At 62.3% G+C, this 17,375-nt stretch carries 19 protein-coding genes; 8 read left to right on the plus strand and 11 right to left on the minus strand.

The annotated features are described in order from the left end of the window. Positions 1-599: 599 nt before the first annotated feature. The gene (wecB, locus tag HMPREF2806_RS12325; RefSeq protein ID WP_070517862.1) at positions 600-1,757 is read right to left on the minus strand and encodes a non-hydrolyzing UDP-N-acetylglucosamine 2-epimerase; all 1,158 of its coding nucleotides are present in this window, start codon (positions 1,755-1,757) and stop codon (positions 600-602) included. Between the two features lie 111 nt (positions 1,758-1,868). Beyond that, a complete protein-coding gene (locus HMPREF2806_RS13515) occupies positions 1,869-2,006 on the minus strand; it encodes a hypothetical protein (RefSeq protein WP_157844611.1) in 138 nt (45 codons plus the stop codon). A 194-nt stretch (positions 2,007-2,200) separates the two neighbouring features. On the opposite strand from HMPREF2806_RS13515, the gene HMPREF2806_RS12330 reads away from it, so the two are divergent. Next, on the plus strand, positions 2,201-2,476 hold the full coding sequence (locus HMPREF2806_RS12330) for a hypothetical protein (protein WP_070517863.1): 276 nt from the start codon (positions 2,201-2,203) through the stop codon (positions 2,474-2,476). 36 nt (positions 2,477-2,512) lie between these two features. Here HMPREF2806_RS12330 and dnaG read toward each other — a convergent pair whose 3' ends face one another. Further along, positions 2,513-4,441 carry a DNA primase gene (dnaG, locus tag HMPREF2806_RS12335; protein ID WP_070517864.1) on the minus strand — a complete coding sequence of 643 codons (1,929 nt, stop codon included), beginning with the start codon at positions 4,439-4,441 and terminating at the stop codon, positions 2,513-2,515. 156 nt (positions 4,442-4,597) lie between these two features. Between dnaG and HMPREF2806_RS12340 the strand changes: the two genes are divergently transcribed. Next, complete coding sequence (locus HMPREF2806_RS12340; RefSeq protein ID WP_070517928.1) at positions 4,598-5,098, plus strand: guanyl-specific ribonuclease; 501 nt, start codon at positions 4,598-4,600, stop codon at positions 5,096-5,098. A 3-nt stretch (positions 5,099-5,101) separates the two neighbouring features. Further along, entirely contained in the window at positions 5,102-5,335 is a 234-nt protein-coding gene (locus HMPREF2806_RS12345) for a barstar family protein (RefSeq protein ID WP_070517865.1), read from the plus strand. On the opposite strand, the gene HMPREF2806_RS12350 is transcribed toward HMPREF2806_RS12345, so the two are convergent. Together HMPREF2806_RS12350 and HMPREF2806_RS12355 are read right to left on the minus strand one after the other, a co-directional pair. Further along, on the minus strand, positions 5,332-6,606 hold the full coding sequence (locus tag HMPREF2806_RS12350) for a deoxyguanosinetriphosphate triphosphohydrolase (protein WP_070517866.1): 1,275 nt from the start codon (positions 6,604-6,606) through the stop codon (positions 5,332-5,334). The two genes, HMPREF2806_RS12345 and HMPREF2806_RS12350, sit on opposite strands and share 4 nt — an antisense overlap. Positions 6,607-6,617: 11 nt before the next feature. After that, positions 6,618-7,202 carry a YdcF family protein gene (locus HMPREF2806_RS12355; protein ID WP_070517867.1) on the minus strand — a complete coding sequence of 195 codons (585 nt, stop codon included), beginning with the start codon at positions 7,200-7,202 and terminating at the stop codon, positions 6,618-6,620. 44 nt (positions 7,203-7,246) lie between these two features. Here HMPREF2806_RS12355 and HMPREF2806_RS12360 point away from each other — a divergent pair, with 44 nt between their 5' ends. Continuing rightward, positions 7,247-9,292 carry a TPM domain-containing protein gene (locus HMPREF2806_RS12360; RefSeq protein ID WP_070517868.1) on the plus strand — a complete coding sequence of 682 codons (2,046 nt, stop codon included), beginning with the start codon at positions 7,247-7,249 and terminating at the stop codon, positions 9,290-9,292. Positions 9,293-10,290: 998 nt separating this feature from the next. On the opposite strand, the gene HMPREF2806_RS12365 is transcribed toward HMPREF2806_RS12360, so the two are convergent. The 3 genes from HMPREF2806_RS12365 to HMPREF2806_RS12375 are packed head-to-tail and all read right to left on the minus strand — an operon-like array spanning position 10,291 to position 12,610. Continuing rightward, entirely contained in the window at positions 10,291-10,713 is a 423-nt protein-coding gene (locus HMPREF2806_RS12365) for a hypothetical protein (protein ID WP_070517869.1), read from the minus strand. Beyond that, the gene (locus tag HMPREF2806_RS12370; protein WP_070517870.1) at positions 10,713-11,231 is read right to left on the minus strand and encodes a hypothetical protein; all 519 of its coding nucleotides are present in this window, start codon (positions 11,229-11,231) and stop codon (positions 10,713-10,715) included. Before HMPREF2806_RS12370 ends, HMPREF2806_RS12365 begins: the two co-directional genes overlap by 1 nt. Beyond that, positions 11,231-12,610, minus strand: a complete 1,380-nt coding sequence (locus HMPREF2806_RS12375; RefSeq protein WP_070517871.1) for a glycine--tRNA ligase — start codon at positions 12,608-12,610, stop codon at positions 11,231-11,233. Before HMPREF2806_RS12375 ends, HMPREF2806_RS12370 begins: the two co-directional genes overlap by 1 nt. A gap of 190 nt (positions 12,611-12,800) precedes the next feature. Between HMPREF2806_RS12375 and HMPREF2806_RS12380 the strand changes: the two genes are divergently transcribed. The 4 genes from HMPREF2806_RS12380 to HMPREF2806_RS12395 all read left to right on the plus strand — a co-directional run bounded on the left by HMPREF2806_RS12380 (position 12,801) and on the right by HMPREF2806_RS12395 (position 14,399). Further along, entirely contained in the window at positions 12,801-13,100 is a 300-nt protein-coding gene (locus HMPREF2806_RS12380; RefSeq protein ID WP_070517872.1) for an ArsR/SmtB family transcription factor, read from the plus strand. A 27-nt stretch (positions 13,101-13,127) separates the two neighbouring features. Then, positions 13,128-13,547, plus strand: a complete 420-nt coding sequence (locus HMPREF2806_RS12385) for a Fur family transcriptional regulator (protein WP_070517873.1) — start codon at positions 13,128-13,130, stop codon at positions 13,545-13,547. Between the two features lie 204 nt (positions 13,548-13,751). Beyond that, the gene (locus HMPREF2806_RS12390) at positions 13,752-14,201 is read left to right on the plus strand and encodes a hypothetical protein (protein ID WP_053089100.1); all 450 of its coding nucleotides are present in this window, start codon (positions 13,752-13,754) and stop codon (positions 14,199-14,201) included. Between the two features lie 3 nt (positions 14,202-14,204). Continuing rightward, complete coding sequence (locus tag HMPREF2806_RS12395) at positions 14,205-14,399, plus strand: helix-turn-helix transcriptional regulator (protein ID WP_039676346.1); 195 nt, start codon at positions 14,205-14,207, stop codon at positions 14,397-14,399. An 11-nt stretch (positions 14,400-14,410) separates the two neighbouring features. Here HMPREF2806_RS12395 and HMPREF2806_RS12400 read toward each other — a convergent pair whose 3' ends face one another. Genes HMPREF2806_RS12400 through era form a run of 3 tightly spaced genes read right to left on the minus strand, consistent with a single transcriptional unit; the run spans position 14,411 to position 16,904 of the window. Beyond that, positions 14,411-15,163 (minus strand): isoprenyl transferase, encoded by a 753-nt coding sequence (locus tag HMPREF2806_RS12400; protein ID WP_070517874.1) that lies wholly within the window; start codon positions 15,161-15,163, stop codon positions 14,411-14,413. 10 nt (positions 15,164-15,173) lie between these two features. Further along, positions 15,174-15,890: a DNA repair protein RecO gene (recO, locus tag HMPREF2806_RS12405; protein ID WP_046649039.1), complete on the minus strand. Its 717-nt coding sequence runs from the start codon at positions 15,888-15,890 to the stop codon at positions 15,174-15,176. Between the two features lie 18 nt (positions 15,891-15,908). Continuing rightward, complete coding sequence (gene era / locus HMPREF2806_RS12410) at positions 15,909-16,904, minus strand: GTPase Era (protein ID WP_046649038.1); 996 nt, start codon at positions 16,902-16,904, stop codon at positions 15,909-15,911. Positions 16,905-17,375 lie beyond the last annotated feature (471 nt).

Below are 17,375 nucleotides of genomic sequence, written 5' to 3' on the forward strand. Positions count from 1 at the left end.
TCACCCCGCTACGCACCCCAAAACCGGAAGAGCCCGTTTACTTCTGCCCAACCAAACAAGCCCACTCAATCAAAGAATGTCTCAGATAGCTAACCGATCGAAAGTCGTAGTCCGATAGTCCCCGCTATCGCAGTTTGCTCGGTCGCGGAAATCCTTCCAAGTTCCAAATATCGAGTTGAGCAGAATATCTCACTGAAAATGCCAACGGAGCAACTGGAGTCATTTACCGACGAGTTAGCTATTCTTTGAGCTGAGTATCAACCGCAGCAAACCTTTATTAGATAATGTTATGGCCGTAATAGTACTTTGATACAAGCTCGGGGTACCAAGGATAGGATTTTTCATGAAGCCGCGAGTAGATTCGATAGGCACTCAATCACAGTTCGCCGCTCGTCGTAGCATCACCGGGTAAGTTGTTCAATCCTCGGATGACGGTGCTGAGTTGGCTCACGAGTTTCGCATGGGCTAATCCAGAGTATGTAGCTCAACGGAAACAAGCTCTTTCGGTGCAACTTGGTTCCGTGTCTGCGAGTATGGCGACACCACCAAGTCGAGCAAGAGCAACAAAGTAGTCGCCCCTGCCCGATAAGGTAGGTGAACTAAGCCTCAACGCTGGGATCGAAGTCCAGCAGGCGCTCCCCTACTCCGAGGAGCTCAGCGATAGCTGCGACAGCTCGCGCAGCAGCCTTGCCATCGCCGTATGGGTTGACGGCGTTGGCCATGGCCTCGTAGGCAGCAGCATCATCAAGGAGCAGCTTCGCCTCCGCCACGATGAGGCTGCGGTTGGTGCCCACAAGCTTCACAGTGCCGGCCACGACGGCTTCGGGGCGCTCGGTGTTCTGGCGCATGACCAAGACCGGCTTGCCCAGAGCCGGGGCTTCTTCCTGAACTCCGCCCGAGTCAGTGAGGATAATGGTTGCATGATCCAGAAGCTTGGTGAACTGGTCATAGGGCAGCGGATCCGTGATGATGACGTTAGGCAGGGACTCAACCTCCGGAAGCACAGCCTCACGAACCTTGGGGTTGAGGTGCAGTGGCAGAACAAAGTTGATGTCCGTGTAGGCCTCTGCCAAATCCTTGACCGCACCGCCGATTTCCTTCATGGCTTCAAGGTTTTCGCGGCGGTGGGTGGTGACCACCACGAGGCGCTTAGCTGACTGAGCTGCCTCCTGCACTGCGGGGTCTTCAAACTCGGTATCCCAGCTTGCAGCCTCAAGTAGCGCATCGATGACGGTATTGCCGGTGACCGCGATGTCCTTGGAACGAACATTTTCGCGGCGCAGGTTCTCCATCGAGCCTGCCGTGGGAGCGAGGTGCAGCTCCGCAACCTGGCCGATCAGCTTACGGTTGGCCTCTTCCGGGAACGGCGAGTGAATATCGCCGGTGCGCAGGCCTGCTTCTAGGTGCACGATTTTCACACCGCGGTGGAAACCAGCAAGCGCTGCAGTCATGGCCGTGGAGGTATCCCCCTGGGAAATGATGACGTCGGGCTGTTCGGCATCAATGATCTCGTCTAGCCCCATGAGCGCGCGGGAGACAATCTCGTTGAGGCCCTGGCCCGGCTTCATCAGGTGCAGGTCCAGCTTCGGCTCAATCCCAAACATGGTGTTAACCTGCTCCAGCATTTCCTTGTGCTGGCCAGTGGAGACAGCAACCGATTCGAAGCGCTCGTCCTTCTCCAATGCCTTAATGACTGGGGCTACCTTGATCGCCTCGGGGCGGGTGCCATACACGGTCATAATCTTCGGCTTAGACATAAATTTCCTTCATTTATTACCGGGAGAGAATCTCCATAAGAGTCTACAGTGCTCGTGTCACGTGCACATGGTCCGGTGATTGCGACGAGTAGAACGTCAGTCCCGTGAACGCTAGTCCTCGCTCACGGTGACTTCCCGTGGCTCTTCAAAAGCAGCCACGCGCGGCTCAGCTGCCGCCACGCTGGCTGTTAATAGCGCTGACATCGCCACGGCTGCCGAGACCGCGTGCGTACGCTTCGAACTCTCCACAGAACTTAAGTTAACTGAAGCGAATGGTCTTTGGGAAGAGTTCGCACAATATCTATTCGCCCTACGGCTGCACTGCCACCCACGTCGGTGGGCTTGGGCAGGTAGGCTGATCGTGAGAATTGCACGTTGCCCGTACGTTGTACGCAAACGCTGGCCGCTGCGCCGGCTTGAAGTAAGGGGATGACTAGTTTCCAATGATCCAATTTGTTGTGGGTGCTGCCGCCGGATACGTCTTTGGAACCAAGGCTGGGCGCAAGCGCTACCACCAAATTAAGGGCGCTTATGAAAAAGCCGTGAACTCCCCCGCCACCAAGGCCGCGGTGCGCTCAGCACGCAAGGCAGTGGCCAACCGCTTGGATCCGGAGCCGCGTATGCGCGAGCTTAAGGACTACAACAAGGGGCGCCGCGGCAAGCGTGGCGCCGCGGATGGAGTGCAGCTGGATCGGATCTACGAGCCAGACGAAGATTAGCGCGTGCGCGTGGCTGCGGATTGGCGTGGGCGTCGGTTAGCGCACGCCGCGGAAGGCGCGGTCGTTGAGCTCACGGCGGGCTTGCTCAAGTGCGACGAGGTCGGCGAAGAGTGAGTTGTAGGACTCTTCGTCGTCGGAGGGGCGCATGCGGCCGAGTTGGGCCTTGAGTTGGGCTACTTGGTCGCCCACGCGGGCTTCTTGCAAGCGGGAGAGTACGGAGTCGGCGTAGGCCTCAAGGTCGGTATCGGGGTTGCCGGTCTCCCCCAGCTTGATGGGTTCCACGGCCAGCTCAGAAACGAAGTTGCGAGCCATGAGATCCGGCATCTCCCCGGCCACGGCGGCTAGCCACTCCACGCCGGGCTGTTCAGCGCCGGCGGTCACGCCACCGAGGGTGGAGATGGCGCGGCGGATAGTGCGATAGGCCTCGTTGGAGTAGGCATCCTCCGTGATTCCATCGAAGTAGCTACCGGCGATCTGCGGGTACTGCAGGGCCAGCTTGAGGGCCTCGCGCTGTGGCCACAGGTGCGGCTCGCGGGGGCCGGGGATGTGCATGACGGGGGCGTTGGTTTGCGCCGGCGTAGAGGAGGTCTCCTCCAAGGAGGCAAAGCGCGGGCGCTGCTCCTTCTTCGGCCTGCGGGCTTCCTGGCGTACCTGGTGGAGTACTTCCTCCGGGTCGGGCCAGCCCACCCAGCCGGCAAGGCGGCGGGCGTATTCGCGCTGCAAAGGGGCGTCGCGAATCTGCGCCACGACTGGCACCGCGCGGCGCAGGGCTTGGAGGCGGCCTTCGGCAGAGTCGATGCTGAAGTCTGAAATGACCGAACGGATGACGAACTCAAACATGGGGATGCGGTCCGCCACCAAGTCGCGTACGGCGGCATCGCCGCGCTCTAAGCGCAGATCGCAGGGGTCCATGCCATCCGGGGCCACGGATACGAAAGATTGGCCGGTGAATTTCTGCTCGCCCTCGAAGGCGCGCATGGCGGCCTTCTGGCCGGCCTCGTCACCGTCGAAGGTGTAGATGAGCTCGCCGTGAAAGTAGGAATCATCCAACATGAGGCGGCGCAGCACCTGCAGGTGGTCTGGGCCGAAGGCGGTGCCACAGGAGGCCACGGCAGTCTTCACGCCCGCGGCGTACATGGCCATGACATCCGTATAGCCCTCCACCACCACGGCTTGGTGCTGCTCCGCGATGTTGCGCTTGGCCAAATCCAGGCCGAAGAGCACTTTGGACTTGTGATAGAGCATGGTTTCGGGCGTGTTCATGTACTTGCCCAGCTTGTCATCGTCGTAAAGCTTGCGTGCGCCGAAGCCGATGACGTTGCCGGATAGGTCCTTGATGGGCCACAGCAGGCGCCGGTGGAAGCGGTCGATGGGACCGCGCTTGCCCATCTTGGAAATGCCGGCGGCTTCCAGCTCCTCAAAGGAAAAGCCCATGCGCAGCAAATGCTTGGTGGCGGTATCCCAGCCCTCCGGGGCATAACCGCATTCAAACTCGTAGATAATTTCCTTGGAGAAGCCGCGGTCCAGGAGGAACTCACGAGCAGCGGCGGCCTGCGGGGTTTCCAGCTGCTGGCGGTAGAACTCGTGCGCGGCCTTGTTCGCAGCGATGAGTCGGCGGCGGGTGCCGGGCTTTTCATCGCGCGCACCGGTGGAGCCGCCTTGGTAGTTGATGTGGTAGCCAATCTTCTGGGCTACGGCCTCAACTGCTTCCGGGAAGGAGACCTGCTCCATCTCCATGAGGAAGCTGAAAACATCCCCGCCCTTGCCGGTGGAGAAACAGTGGTAGTAGCCGCGCTGCGGGCGCACGTGGAAAGACGGGGTCTTCTCATCCTTGAAAGGGCTTAATCCCTTCAAAGAGTCATAACCAGCGGGTTTGAGCTGGACGTATTCGCCCACGATCTCATCAATAGGCGCGCGTTCACGGATAGCTTGGATGTCGCTGTCCGGAATTCTGCCTCGTGCCATGCGTACAGACTACCCCGCCCACGCAAGGTACAGGTACCCACGGCTGGGTGGGCAAGAGCTGCGAGTCCCACATCCTGGAAGAACCCATATGTGGGAATCGGAAAAGTGCGCGGTCCTGATTTCTTTTTCGGCCCTGGCACCTGCAATGATGGGGCCATGGCCCAGTCTTCCCCTTCTAAAAAGTCGCTGCCGGCCCTCATCGGCGGCGCGGTTCTCGTCCTCGTCGCGGGCTACTTCGGCATCGACCTCGGTGACTCCAGCGATGGCGCGGACCAGAAGGCAGCACCGTCTTCCTCTGCCGCTGGTGCGTCTGGTGGGGATGAGGGGGACGTCGCCAAGCAGGGCGGCTCCGACCTGCCCACCTGTTCCATGGATTCCTTGCCCCAGGAGGCCCACGAGACCGCCGAGGACATCCTGGCCGGCGGGCCCTATGACTACCCGGATAATGACAACGTGCGGTTTGGCAACTATGAGGGCGTGCTGCCGCAGCAGGACAGGAATTACTACCGTGAATACACGGTGGAAACGCCGGGGATTGGGCACCGCGGGGCCAAGCGGATTGTCACCGGTGGCGGGAGCGAGACCGACCCGGATGTCTGGTACTACACCGATGATCACTACGACAGCTTCTGCAGCATCCCGGACGCGGAGGACTAAGACATGCAGCGCATCCTGATTACTGAACCTATCCGCACGCGCGAGGACTTCTATGGCGCGCTTGGGCGCTTGCGCGGCTGCCAGTCCGGTGCGCCGCGCAACCTCGATGCTTTGGCCGACTTCCTGCGTGAGCAGCACATCATGGCGATTATCGCTGCGGATTTCGACATGGTCGAGGAAGACCTGGCCCCGATCAGCATGGTGCTGAAGGACCAGGGTGTAGCACTCGTGCGCTAGCTCAAGAAGCCGAAGAGATCGGCGCTGCGCTGCGCCAGGCGCTCCAGGCGGGATTCGGTCATGGAGGCGATCTGGTCGATGATGGCGCGGTCGCGCTCCAAATCGGTGTCGGCTTGGGTCCACCACAGGGCGAAGGTGGCGTCCAGCGAGCCCGGCGCGCCGGCCACCAGGTAGTCGTAGACGCGGTAGATGCGCTCGCGCTGGCGGTCCTGGCGGGCCAGGTGGGCGGGCTCATCCATGACGTAGAGAACGGCGATGGTCTTGAGCAGGGTAACCTCCGCCACCGCGCCCGGCGGGACGGCGAGGTCGCCGTTCATGCGGCCGAGGGGGCCGTCGTTAGCCGCCAGCGTGGCGGAGACGGTGGCGCCGACGTAGCGGCCGACGAGCTCCGAGGTCATCTTCTTCAAGTTGGCATAGGAGCGCAGGGAGTAATCAAAGTTGCCGATGGCATTGATGACGTCCAGCTGGCGCAGGCGGTCGGCGGCCTCGAGGAGCTCGTCGGCGGTGCCGCCGAAGGCCTTTGCACCCTTGTCCGCGAGGTTGGCTAGCTCCACTAGGTCCCAGAGCACGCCCAGGGAGATGCGGCGGGAGATGATGCCGTCTTCGACATCGTGGACGGAATAGGCGATGTCATCCGACCAGTCCATGACCTGGGCCTCCATGGACTTGCGCTGGTCGGAGTGGCCTTGGCGCAGCCACTCCAGGACGTCGGCGTCTTCGTCGTAGGCGCCGTATTTGCGGTTGGTGGTGCCGTCCGGGTTGGTCTTAGTCCACGGGTATTTGCAGGCCGCATCCAATGAGGCGCGGGTGAGGTTGAGGCCATAGCTGCGCGGGCCCGCCGGGGTATCCAGGACCACCTTGGGCTCCAGCTTGGTCAGGATGCGCAGGGTCTGGGCGTTGCCCTCGAAGCCGCCGAGGGCTACCTCGTTGAGAGCATTCTCGCCGTTGTGGCCGTAGGGCGGGTGGCCGATGTCATGGGTCAGGCCCGCCATATCGCACAAGTCCGGGTCGAGGCCTAGCCCGGCGCCGATGCTGCGGGCAATCTGACTGACCTCCAGGGAGTGCGTCAGCCGGGTGCGCGGGGTATCGCCGTCGCGCGGGCCGACGACTTGGGTCTTGTCCGCCAGGCGGCGCAGGGCCGCGGAGTGCAGGACGCGGGCGCGGTCCCTGGAGAAGGCGCCGCGGTGCTCCTCGCTTTTGAGCAGGGCCGAGCCTTTGGGCGACTCGGAGGCGAGGCGGGCGACGTCTTCTGCGCGATAGGAATAGCTCACGGGTTTTAAGCTTAGGCGGAGTCCTGGCCATCCTGGGTCTGCCTCGCGCCAATGACGCGGTGGCGCAGGGCCTGGTTGGGGCGGATGAGGCGCTCGATGCGGTAGAAGGCCGCGCGCACGCCTTCGGTGCGCTTCTCCCCCAGCAGGGTGCGCAGGCCCAGGTAGGCTAGGCCGCCGGTCTCGTGGGCCAGGTAGCGCCACCACGGGATGGAGAAACGCGGGGAAGGATAATAGGGCGTGCCCAGCACCGTGGCTGCAATCCCCTCTTGGCGGGCGATGAGGAAGGTGCGCAGGCGGTGGAGCGGGTCGGTGATGATGACGGCTTCGCTTACGCCAAGCTTCTCGCGCGCGGCGGCCAGCTCGCTGCGGGTATCGAGGCCTTCTTCGAGGGCGGTGACGTTGAGGGGTGCGTCGTCAAGCAAGGCCCGTGCCACCCCAGCTTCGGTGAACCTATCGCCGGGCAGCTTCCCGCCGACGGTGATGATGGGCAGGTCGTGCGCGGCGGCGTACTCGGCGGCGAAGCGCACGCGGCCGCGAAGGATGCGGGAGGGGCGCCCATCGTACTGTGCGGCGCCGAGGACAATAACGTACTTCACTGCCTGACCACTTTAGCGCTGAGTGGGAAGGTATCGTGGTGCGCATGACTACTGCTGCTCGTATTGGACGCGTCGCCCTCGCCGCCCTCGTGCTGGGGTTGGCCACTGCTAGCCCGGCCGTGGCTGCGGACTTCGTTGTTGCCGCGCCGGAGGCTGCCTCGCTCACGGATAAGGTGACGGATGAGGCGGGGGTGCTCTCGGACTCGGAGAAGGCCGAGCTGGAGGACAAGATTGCCGCGCTGCAGCAGGAGCACCACGTGGTGATTTTCGTGGTCTTTGCGTCCTCGCTGCCGGAGGGCGCGGAAAGCTATGCGGACAGCATTGTGAAGTCTAAGGGCCCGAATTCTGCGGCCTATGTGGTGGGCGTGGATGATTCCACCGTGGGCGTGCAGACGGGTAATGATTGGCCGCGCGGGCGCCTGGATGTGATGTATGAGGCGGCCTACGCCAAGCTTGCCGACGGCCGCCAGTTCGGCGCTTCCGCACTCGCGCTTGTCGACGCTGCCGCTTCCGGTTCTGCGGGGTCTTCTTCTGGCGCTTCTGCTGCTTCTGATTCCGATGGCTCGGGAGGCCTGTGGCTAGCTGGCGGCGCGGGCGCGCTGGCTTTGGCGGGTGGCGGAATCGCGGTGGCCAACAGGCGCAAGACAAAGAAGGACTCGGCGGCCACTCTGGAATCCGCGCGCCAGATTGAGCCGAGCAACACTGCGCAGCTGGACCGCCTGGACATGGCGACCTTGGAGAAGCTGGCCCAGGAGGAGCTGGTCTCCACGGATGAATCGATTCGCCGCGGCAAGGAGGAGCTCGATATTGCGGTGGCCGAGTTCGGCCCCGAGCGCACCCGCCCGTTCACGCGCGCGATGAACCACTCTACGCTGACGCTGCAGAAGGCTTTTCAACTGCAGCAGAAGCTTAAGGACAATCTGCCCGAGACCACGGCGGAGCGCCGCCAGATGTTGGTGGAGATTATCTCCTCCTGCGGGCAGGCCGATGATGCTTTGGATGAGCAGGCCGCCGACTTTGCTAAGATGCGCGATTTGCTCATGAATGCTGGGTCCAAGCTGGATGAGCTGACTCGCCGGGTGGTCGACCTTCGCGGGCGCTTGCCGCAGGCGCGCGCTACCTTGTCTACTCTCGGCGGCTCCTATTCCGAGGAGGTGTTGTCCTCCATTGCGGATAACCCGGAGATGGCGGAGGTCTCCCTCAATGAGGCAGAGAAACTGTTGGAGCGCGGCCGTTCTCTGCAGTCCCAGCCCGCTGGCCAACAGGGTCCTTTGGTGGGCTATATCCGCGATGCCGAGCATGCTCTGGAGCTCTCCGACCGCCTGCTTAATGGGGTGGAGAATGCGGAGAACTCGATTACGGCGGCGCGCGATAACTTACCTGCGCTCATCGATGAGGTCGAGGAAGAAATCGCTGAAGCACAGCATCTCGAGCAGCGCGGCAAGGCCCAAGGTTCGACTGCAGATTGGGCCGCCTTGGAGGAGTTGCTGGCTCGTGCCCGGGAGGCCCTGCGCGCGGCCCGCGAGCAGGGTCAGGGCGATCCGCTGGGTCAGTACACGGCGCTGACGGCTATCGATGGCGAACTGGACCAGCAGCTGGATACCGTCCGCGAGACCAACGCCACCCGCGAGCGCCAAATTGCGCTCTACCGCCAGCAGATGGCCGCGGCCGAATCCGCTATCCAGGCAGCTGAGGACTTGCTCTCCTCGCGTGGTCGCGTGGTGGGACCCGATGCGCGTGTGGCTCTTGCCGATGCCACCCGCCTCTTCGCCCAAGCCCAAAACTCCGCCTCGAAGGACTTGCGCGCGGCGCTCAACTACTCCCGCGATGCCGCGTCTGCCGCACAGACCTCGCTCAACCGCGCGAAGGAAGACCTGGAGGCCTACCGCCGCCAGGAACAGCGCCGCCAGGCCACCGATGCCGCAGGCAACATCCTCACCGGCATGGTTATTGGCCAAATCCTCGGCGGCGGCAGCTCCCGCGGCCACGGTGGCGGCTTCGGCGGTGGCTTCTCCGGAGGAGGCGGCTTTGGTGGCGGTGGCTTCTCGGGCGGCGGCGGTGGAGGCGGCTTCCGCGGCGGCTCCTTCTAGCAGTCCTCTCCCCCTTCCCCGCGCTAGCCCCTCCCAGCCGTCTTCACCCACTTCTCCATCCTCTCTCCCCGCACCAGCTCCTCCCAGCCGCCGCTTCCCTTCCCACGGCGGCTCTTCCGAGCCATTCTCCCCCGCTACCTCGCGCCTAAGCCTCGAAACCCGCGGCCCACGCCCGGTATCTCCCAACCGGGGCGGTGCCACATGGCATCTCACACAAGGCGCCTTACAAAAGGCATCTCGCAAAAGGCATCTTCTAGAAGGCGTTTTCACAGCTAAAAACGCCTTTTGCACCCTCTACATGGCGTTTTCAGACCCAAAGACGCCTTTTGACAGACGCCATTTGCCAGATGCCTTCTGCCGGACTGTCGGTTGCCGTTTGCGAGATGCCGGATGCCGGATGCCCTTGCACACACCGGGCCGCTGGGCGCCGACTCGGTTGTCGGCCAAGTAGATCCACGGATACAGGATTGGTGCACGTACATGATTGGTGTAAACCGGTCATGCACATGGTTCTGGTCAAACGGTTCGCCTCAAATGGTTCTGGTCAAACGGCTTACTTGGGGGCAAGTAAACCTTCTGCAATGCGCTAGATGGTTCGTTTGGGGGCAAGCAAACCTTATGACTGCAACCATCTGACTCGAACCCTCTACCGGCATACCAAGCCGAGCAAGCACACTCGGAGAGCTCCTCTTCGAAGACAAACTCCACTACTCGCATGTCGGTGCAAGTTATATCGCGGAAGGTTCCTTTAGTTTGGTGCCTCTACTCTGGTCCCTTTGCCCAGTAAAGGGACCATTTATCAGACGAGAAGCTGCGTCACATGGTCCCTTTGCACTCATAAGGGACCAGAGTAGAGGAACCAAACTAGAAGGACCGTCTGTGAGAGAGCGGAAAGCAGGGCCTAGCAAGCAGGCAGCAGGAAAGCGAAGTGGGCTTAGGCGGGCAGCAGTGCGAAGTAGGGGTTCGGTGCACAAATGGGCGGCACCGCGGAAGGTGGGTTAGGTGCGGAAGGGGCGGACGGAGCCGTCGAGAAGCAGGCAACAGTAGCTGGTGAAGGCAGCGTCCGTGAGGGGGAGCTCGCCCACCGCGACTTCGAGGTCGCGGCCCCGCGGGGTGGTGCGGGCGACCTCGGCGGCGGGGCCAGACAGAGCGAGGATGCGGCGCTCGCGGCGGAATGGATTCGTGCGCTCAAGCAGGTACTCGCGGCCCTCGCACGCCGCGCGCAGCTTGTTCACTGTGAAGCTGGTCTGTTCCGCGGAAAAGTCGGGCCCGCGCACGGTAAAGCGGCGCGCGCCCGGGATGTGCTCGAAGGCGATGGTGGTGTCCGTCCCGGGCAGCAGCAGGCCCGTCGGTCTCACGCGGGCGATGACCACGCCCGCGCCATCCACCAGCGCCTCATCGCGCCACACCCAGCGCTGCATCAGAGAAGCACCGCAACAATGGCAACGATGGTCATGAGCAGCAGCGTCGCGATGATCGGAATCGCAGTCTTCTGCGTCCGCGCCTCCAAAATGACGCGCGTAAACCAGCTCAGGGCAGCAATCTCCGAGTGGCTGAGGTCATCGGAATCATCGCTGTCCTCGCCCTCGAATTCGAGGATGGCCTTACGCACACCAGAATTCTTAGAGGAGAACTGGGCGATTTTCAGCCCCTCGTGGTCCTCGACAATCCAGTCGCCACCGGACTCGTTGATGAAGGCGAACGTGCGCCCATCCAGGGAAGCTTCCAAACGCTTATCGCGCTTGGGGTTGCCCGCCAGGCGGTAGACGCGGTCATCTTCCAAGGTCACCGACGCGCCCAGGTCATCGAGTCCCAAGCGCCAGTGCTCGCCTTCCACGTCCGCCGAGCGCTCCTGGAACATGCCCAACGACGCCGGCCCCTCCCCCACGAGGAGGACCGGGTTCTTGCGGTCGCTGCGGTCCCAGCTGGTGTAATGCATTAGCAGCCAGCCAGTCGGGCGGCCAGGTAAGCCTCAAGCTCGTCGAGCTTGACGCGCTCCTGCTCCATGGAGTCACGCTCACGCACGGTGACCGCGTTGTCCTCGAGGGTGTCGAAGTCATAGGTCACGCAGAACGGCGTGCCGATCTCATCCTGGCGGCGGTAGCGGCGGCCGATCGCACCAGAGACATCGAACTCCACGTTCCAGTTGGCGCGCAGCTTGTTCGCCAATTCGCGGGCCGGGGTGGACAGCTCTTCCTTCTTCGACAGCGGCAGCACGGCCACCTTGACCGGCGCCAGACGGCGGTCCAGGCGCAGCACGACGCGCTTATCGGTACCGCCCTTGGCGTTCGGGGCCTCCTCTTCGTCGTAGGCATCGATGAGGAAGGCCATCATGGCGCGGCCCAGGCCGGCAGCCGGCTCGATGACGTACGGGGTCCAGCGCTCGCCGGACTCCTGGTCAAAGTAGGACAGGTCCTCGCCCGAACCCTTGGTGTGCACGGAAAGGTCGTAGTCCGTACGGTTGGCCACGCCTTCCAGCTCGCCCCACTTGGAGCCCTTGAAGTTGTAGGCGTACTCCACGTCCACGGTGCGCTTGGAGTAGTGGGACAGCTTCTCCTGCGGGTGCTCATAAAGGCGCAGGTTCTCTTCCTTAATACCGAGATCGACATACCAGTTGAAGCGGTCATCGATCCAGTACTGGTGCCACTCTTCGTCCTCGCCCGGCTTGACGAAGAACTCCATCTCCATCTGCTCGAACTCACGGGTGCGGAAGATGAAGTTACCCGGGGTGATCTCGTTGCGGAAAGACTTACCGATGTTCGCGATACCGAACGGCGGCTTCATACGCGCCGAGGTCATCACGTTCTTGAAGTTCACGAAGATACCCTGCGCGGTCTCCGGGCGCAGGTAGTGCAGACCCTGCTCATCGTCGACCGGGCCCAGGAAGGTCTTGAGCAGACCGGAGAAGGCCTTCGGCTCGGTCCAGTCACCCGGCTGGCCGGTCTCCGGATCGTTGATGTCAGCCAGGCCGTTGGCCGGCTCATGGCCGTGCTTTTCCTCGTAGGCCTCAATCAGGTGGTCAGCGCGGTAGCGCTTACCGGTGTGCTTGGACTCCACCAGCGGGTCGGTAAAGACCTCGACGTGGCCGGAGGACACCCACACCTGGCGCGGCTGGATCACGGACGTATCGACGCCCACGACGTCATCGCGGGACTGCACCATGTGGCGCCACCACTGGCGCTTGATGTTTTCCTTGAGCTCGACGCCAAGCGGGCCGTAGTCCCACGCAGAGCGGGAACCGCCATAAATTTCACCTGCCTGGTAGACCAAGCCGCGGCGCTTACACAGGCTGACGACGGTATCAATGACGGATGCCATAGCTAATGGGACTCCTCTGGTAGGGGACAGTCTTTATACAGTGCGGCCTAGTCTAGCGTGCCCCTCACCGCCGCGTGCCGTCACCCCAAAAGTGTGGTGCATTTTATACACATTTCCGCATTCTTCGGCTATAGTACCGATAGCTCTCTTTTTAACTCTCCATCAATAGATATGACTGAAGGTGAATGGCGTGACCAACACCCAGAGCGAAGCTCTCCCTTTCGATCGTGCCGCGGCTGCCACCGTGATTAGCGCTTTGGATTCACCACTGCGCATCGATATCATTCAGCGCCTCTCCGAGCGCGACCACTACGTCCACGAGCTGGTGTCCGCGACCGGCAAATCGCAGCCGCTTATCAGCCAGCACCTGCGGGTTCTCAAGCGCGCGCAGATCGTCGACAGTGAGCGCACCGGCCGCGAGGTTCGCTATTCTCTGGTGGCGCCTAAGGTGCTGCCCTTGCTTCGCGACGCCTCACTGGCCACCGCTTAATGGAAGTGTGTTGATAAACTAGGGGCCATGTCCATCCACGACAGTATTCCCAAACTCGGTGCTCGCAATACCCGCCAGCGCACCGCCGTCGTTGAGGTCCTGCGTAGTCTCGACAAGTTCGTCTCTGCCAAGGACATTCACCAAGCGCTTATCGACGGTAACCAGAAAGTCGGCCTCACCACCGTCTACCGCACGCTCCAATCACTTTCGGAGATTGAAGCCGTCGACGCACTCCACATGCCCTCCGGCGAGACCCTCTACCGGCACTGCGAAAGCGATGCACACCACCACCATTTGGTGTGCACCAAGTGCGGCCGCACCGAGGAAATCGACGGTGGCCCCATCGAGCAGTGGGCCTCCTCGGTAGCCAAGGAACACGGTTTTGAGCTCACTGGGCACGATGCCGAAGTGTTCGGCACCTGCGCCGACTGCTCCAAAGCTTCCTAAGCGCACCCCCTTTACACCGAGACCCTTTCACCTCAGCCTGCGCCCTAACGATACGGCGCAGGCTGAGGTTCTTCTTTGCCCCTCTACCTGCGGCAACGCCACTTCCTCCAGCAAATGAAGTAAAGCTCCCTTTACAGTAAAGGTCGCTTGACATATAGTGTCCGTAAAGCACGCTTTACAATCATCGCTGACAGGAGGATCATCATGCCCACCACTCGCTTTGGCCGCCCCAAGTTTGGCGGTACCCAAACCACACTCATCGTCCTATCCCTAGCCGTGGGGCTTCTCATCGCCGCGGCCGCCGGCGCTGCCTTTGGCACCTTCGTACACCGCGAAGCACCGTGGCTCGCCATTGCGGTGTACACCTTGTGTCTCCTGCCCGTTGCCTCTGTAGCTAGCTGGGCTTTCATGGTGGACCGTTCCACCATTCGGGGCGCTACCCCAGACCCGGAGAACTCCATCGAGTCTCACTGGTATGCGCAGGCTTCCGAAAACACACTGCATGCCATGCTCTTTGCCATTGGTGGGCTGGGCATCATCTCATCTATCTGGGAATTCAGCGTCTCGGGCACTCTGCTCACCATCATTCTGGGCGCCTTCGTTACTGGCACCTTTGGTATTAGCTATCTCGCTCACAAGCAGGCGGCGAGCTAAGCCGTGGATAACCGCCTCAAAGAGATACGCGAACAACGCGGGCTCTCACAACAAGGCCTCGCAACCGAACTGGGAGTCTCGCGCCAAACCATCATCAGTATTGAAAAGGGGCGCTACGATCCATCGCTGCCCCTCGCCTTTCAGATTGCGCGCCACTTTTCCTGCCGCATCGAGGACATCTTCATCCCAGATGCCTAAGAGCCTGCAGGCTATTTGACCCCGCCGAAGCGGCGGTCGCGCCGCGCGTACTCTTCCACCGCGGCGAATAGGTCTTCCGGCGTGAAGTCCGGGAAGAGCTTGTCCTGGTAAATCATCTCTGCGTAGGCCGATTGCCACAGCAGGAAGTTGGAGGTGCGCTTCTCACCGGAGGGTCGCAAGAACAGATCCACGTCCGGCATATCGGGGTCATACATCACCGAGCTCACCGTCTTCTCATTGATGGAGCGCGGGTCGAGCTCGCCGCGGGAGACTTGCTCGGCGAGGGACCGGATGCCGTCGACAAGCTCGGCGCGCCCACCGTAATTCACGCACATCACCAGGGTCATCGTGGTGTTGTCCTTGGTGAGCTCCTCAGCTGCTTCAAGCTCCTTGATAACGGAGCGCCACAGGCGCGGGCGGCGGCCGGCCCACACCACGCGCACTCCTCTCTCGTTGAGCCAGTGGCGCTGGCGGCGCAGCACGTCGCGGTTAAAGCCCATGAGGAAGCGGACTTCCTCCGCGCTGCGGCGCCAGTTTTCCGTGGAGAAGGCGTAGGCGGACAGGTAGGGAACGCCGAGGGAAAGACAGGCATCGACGACATCGAGAAGCACGGCTTCCCCGCGCCGGTGGCCTTCGGTGCGCTTCATGCCGCGCTCCTCCGCCCAGCGGCCGTTGCCGTCCATGACCAGTGCGATGTGGCGCGGCAGGAACTCCTGCGGGATAGCGGGCGGATGAAGGACTCGGTTCGGGTCAGGCGTAATCACGGATTACAGTCTACTGTTCCATGATGCCCAGCGCGCCAACGCTTCGCTCAAGGTGCCATTGCAGGTGCGCGCGGGTGAGGCGATGGGCCTCTTGGGCTTGGGCGTTCGTCGGCTGGCTGGGGTGATCGTGAGCGATAAGCCACATGTGGTGCAGGGTTTCCGGGTCCACCTCGGCGGCTCCCGGCGGGCGGCATTGGTGGCAGGCAGCTCCGCCCACGGCCGGGTGGAAGGCGTGGTGGGGGCCGGGCCTTTGGCACTGGGCGCAATCGAAAAGGCTGGGTGCCCAGCCGGCGTGGGACATGGCTTTGAGGAGGAATGCGTCGAGAAGCATGAGCGGATCTCCGTGCTGGAGTTGGTTGAGGATATCGACGCAGGCATCGTAGAGGTAGGGGTCCCCGGGGGCATCGGCGGCGGCGAGGCGCTCGGCGGATTCGAGGGCGGCGCAGGCGGCGGTGTAGCGCTCGTAGTCCTCGATGATGCGCGCGCCGAAGTAGTCAACGGTATCGGCTTGGGAGATGGTGTAGAGGTTGCGGCCGGGATACAGCTGCACGTCGAGGTTGACAAAGAGCTGCAGGCGCGAGCCGAAGCGCGATTTGGCGCGGCGAACACCCTTGGCCACCCCGCGCACGAGGCCGTGGTAGCGGGTCAAGAGCACGATGATGCGATCTGCCTCGCCGAAATCATAGGTGCGGATGACGAGGGCGCGGTCGCGGAAATTCTCGCGCATGTAGAAGCTCGCCAGCTCTTAGAAGCCCAGGCGGCCCAGCGCCTTCGGGTCCGATTGCCAGTTCTTCAAAACCTTAATGCGCAGGTCAAGGTAGACGTTCTGGCCCAGCAGCTGGATGATTTCCTTGCGGGCGGTGCCCACGATGCGGCGGAAGCGGCGGCCATCTTTGCCCTCGATGATGCGCTTTTGGCCAGGGCGCTCCAGGTAGAGGATGGCGTGGACGTTGAGGACGTCGGGGCGTTCCTGGCTGGGCAGGATTTCGTCGACCTCGACGGCGACCGAGTGCGGCAGCTCGTACTTCAGGCCGGAGAGCGCGGACTCGCGGATGAGCTCGGCGATGCGCTTGGACTGGTCTTCGTCGGTGACATGGTCGTCCGGGTAGAACTTGGGGCCTTCGGGCAGGTGGTCCACGATGACCTGGGTCAGCTCATCCAGCTGCACGCGCTCGGTGGCGGAAACTGGGATGACCACGGCATCGGGGTTCTCTTCGGCGAGCAGCTCATGCAGGGCGAGCAGCTGGGCGCCAACCTGGTCCTTGGAGGCTTTGTCCAGCTTGGTGACGATGCCGATGATGGGGGTTTTCGGGGCGACCTTGCGGACGTTCTCCAGGATCCAGCGGTCGCCAGGGCCAATCTTCTCATCCGCGGGGATGGTCAGGCCGATGACGTCGACGTCGGCATAGGTGTCTTTGACGACCTCGTTGAGGCGCTCGCCGAGCAGAGTGCGCGGGCGGTGCAGGCCGGGCGTGTCGACGAGGACGATCTGCGCGTCCTCGCGGTGGACCAGGCCGCGGATGGGGTGGCGGGTGGTCTCGGGTTGGTCAGCCGTGATGGCGATCTTCTGCCCCACCAGGGCGTTGGTCAGGGTGGACTTGCCGGTGTTGGGGCGGCCGACGAAGGACACGAAGCCGGAGCGGAAGCCCTCAGGCGTGTCGGTGTATTGCGAGTAGTCGGCGGCGTTGGCTTCGCCCTCGGCTGGCAGGTCGGCGAAGGCGGCATCGAAATCAGTGCTCATATTGCCTCATATCATAACGCACGAGCTGCCGAGTCCCGTTCTTCCTGTATGGCCCTGCTCTGACTCTCGACGTGCGGCCCCGAGAGCTTCCTGCCGATGCACCGGCAGATGGTCCTTGTAGTTTGGTCCTTCTACTCTGGTCCCTTCTCTGTGCAAAGGGACCATCTGGTGCCGGTTTTCGCGTGCTAAATGGTCCCTTTAGTGTGCGAAGGGACCAGACTAAAGGGACCTTCTGTGCTCCTCCGGGGGTCATCCGCCCTGCAGATGGTTCCAGTCAGGCGGTTCTAGTCATAAGGTTTCTTTGCCCCCAAACGAACCATCTAGCGACCTCCAGAAGGTTTGTTTGCCCCCAAGAGAACCTTCTGACCCGAACCATGTGAGTAGCACCTTATGGCTGGAAACCACATCGTTAAAGGGAGGGCCGCGGAAGCAGCGGTGAGGTGAGGGTGAAAGTTGCTGGCGCGAGCGTAT

This window comes from Corynebacterium sp. HMSC076G08 (genome assembly GCF_001811515.1).
Taxonomy (GTDB): domain Bacteria; phylum Actinomycetota; class Actinomycetes; order Mycobacteriales; family Mycobacteriaceae; genus Corynebacterium; species Corynebacterium hiratae.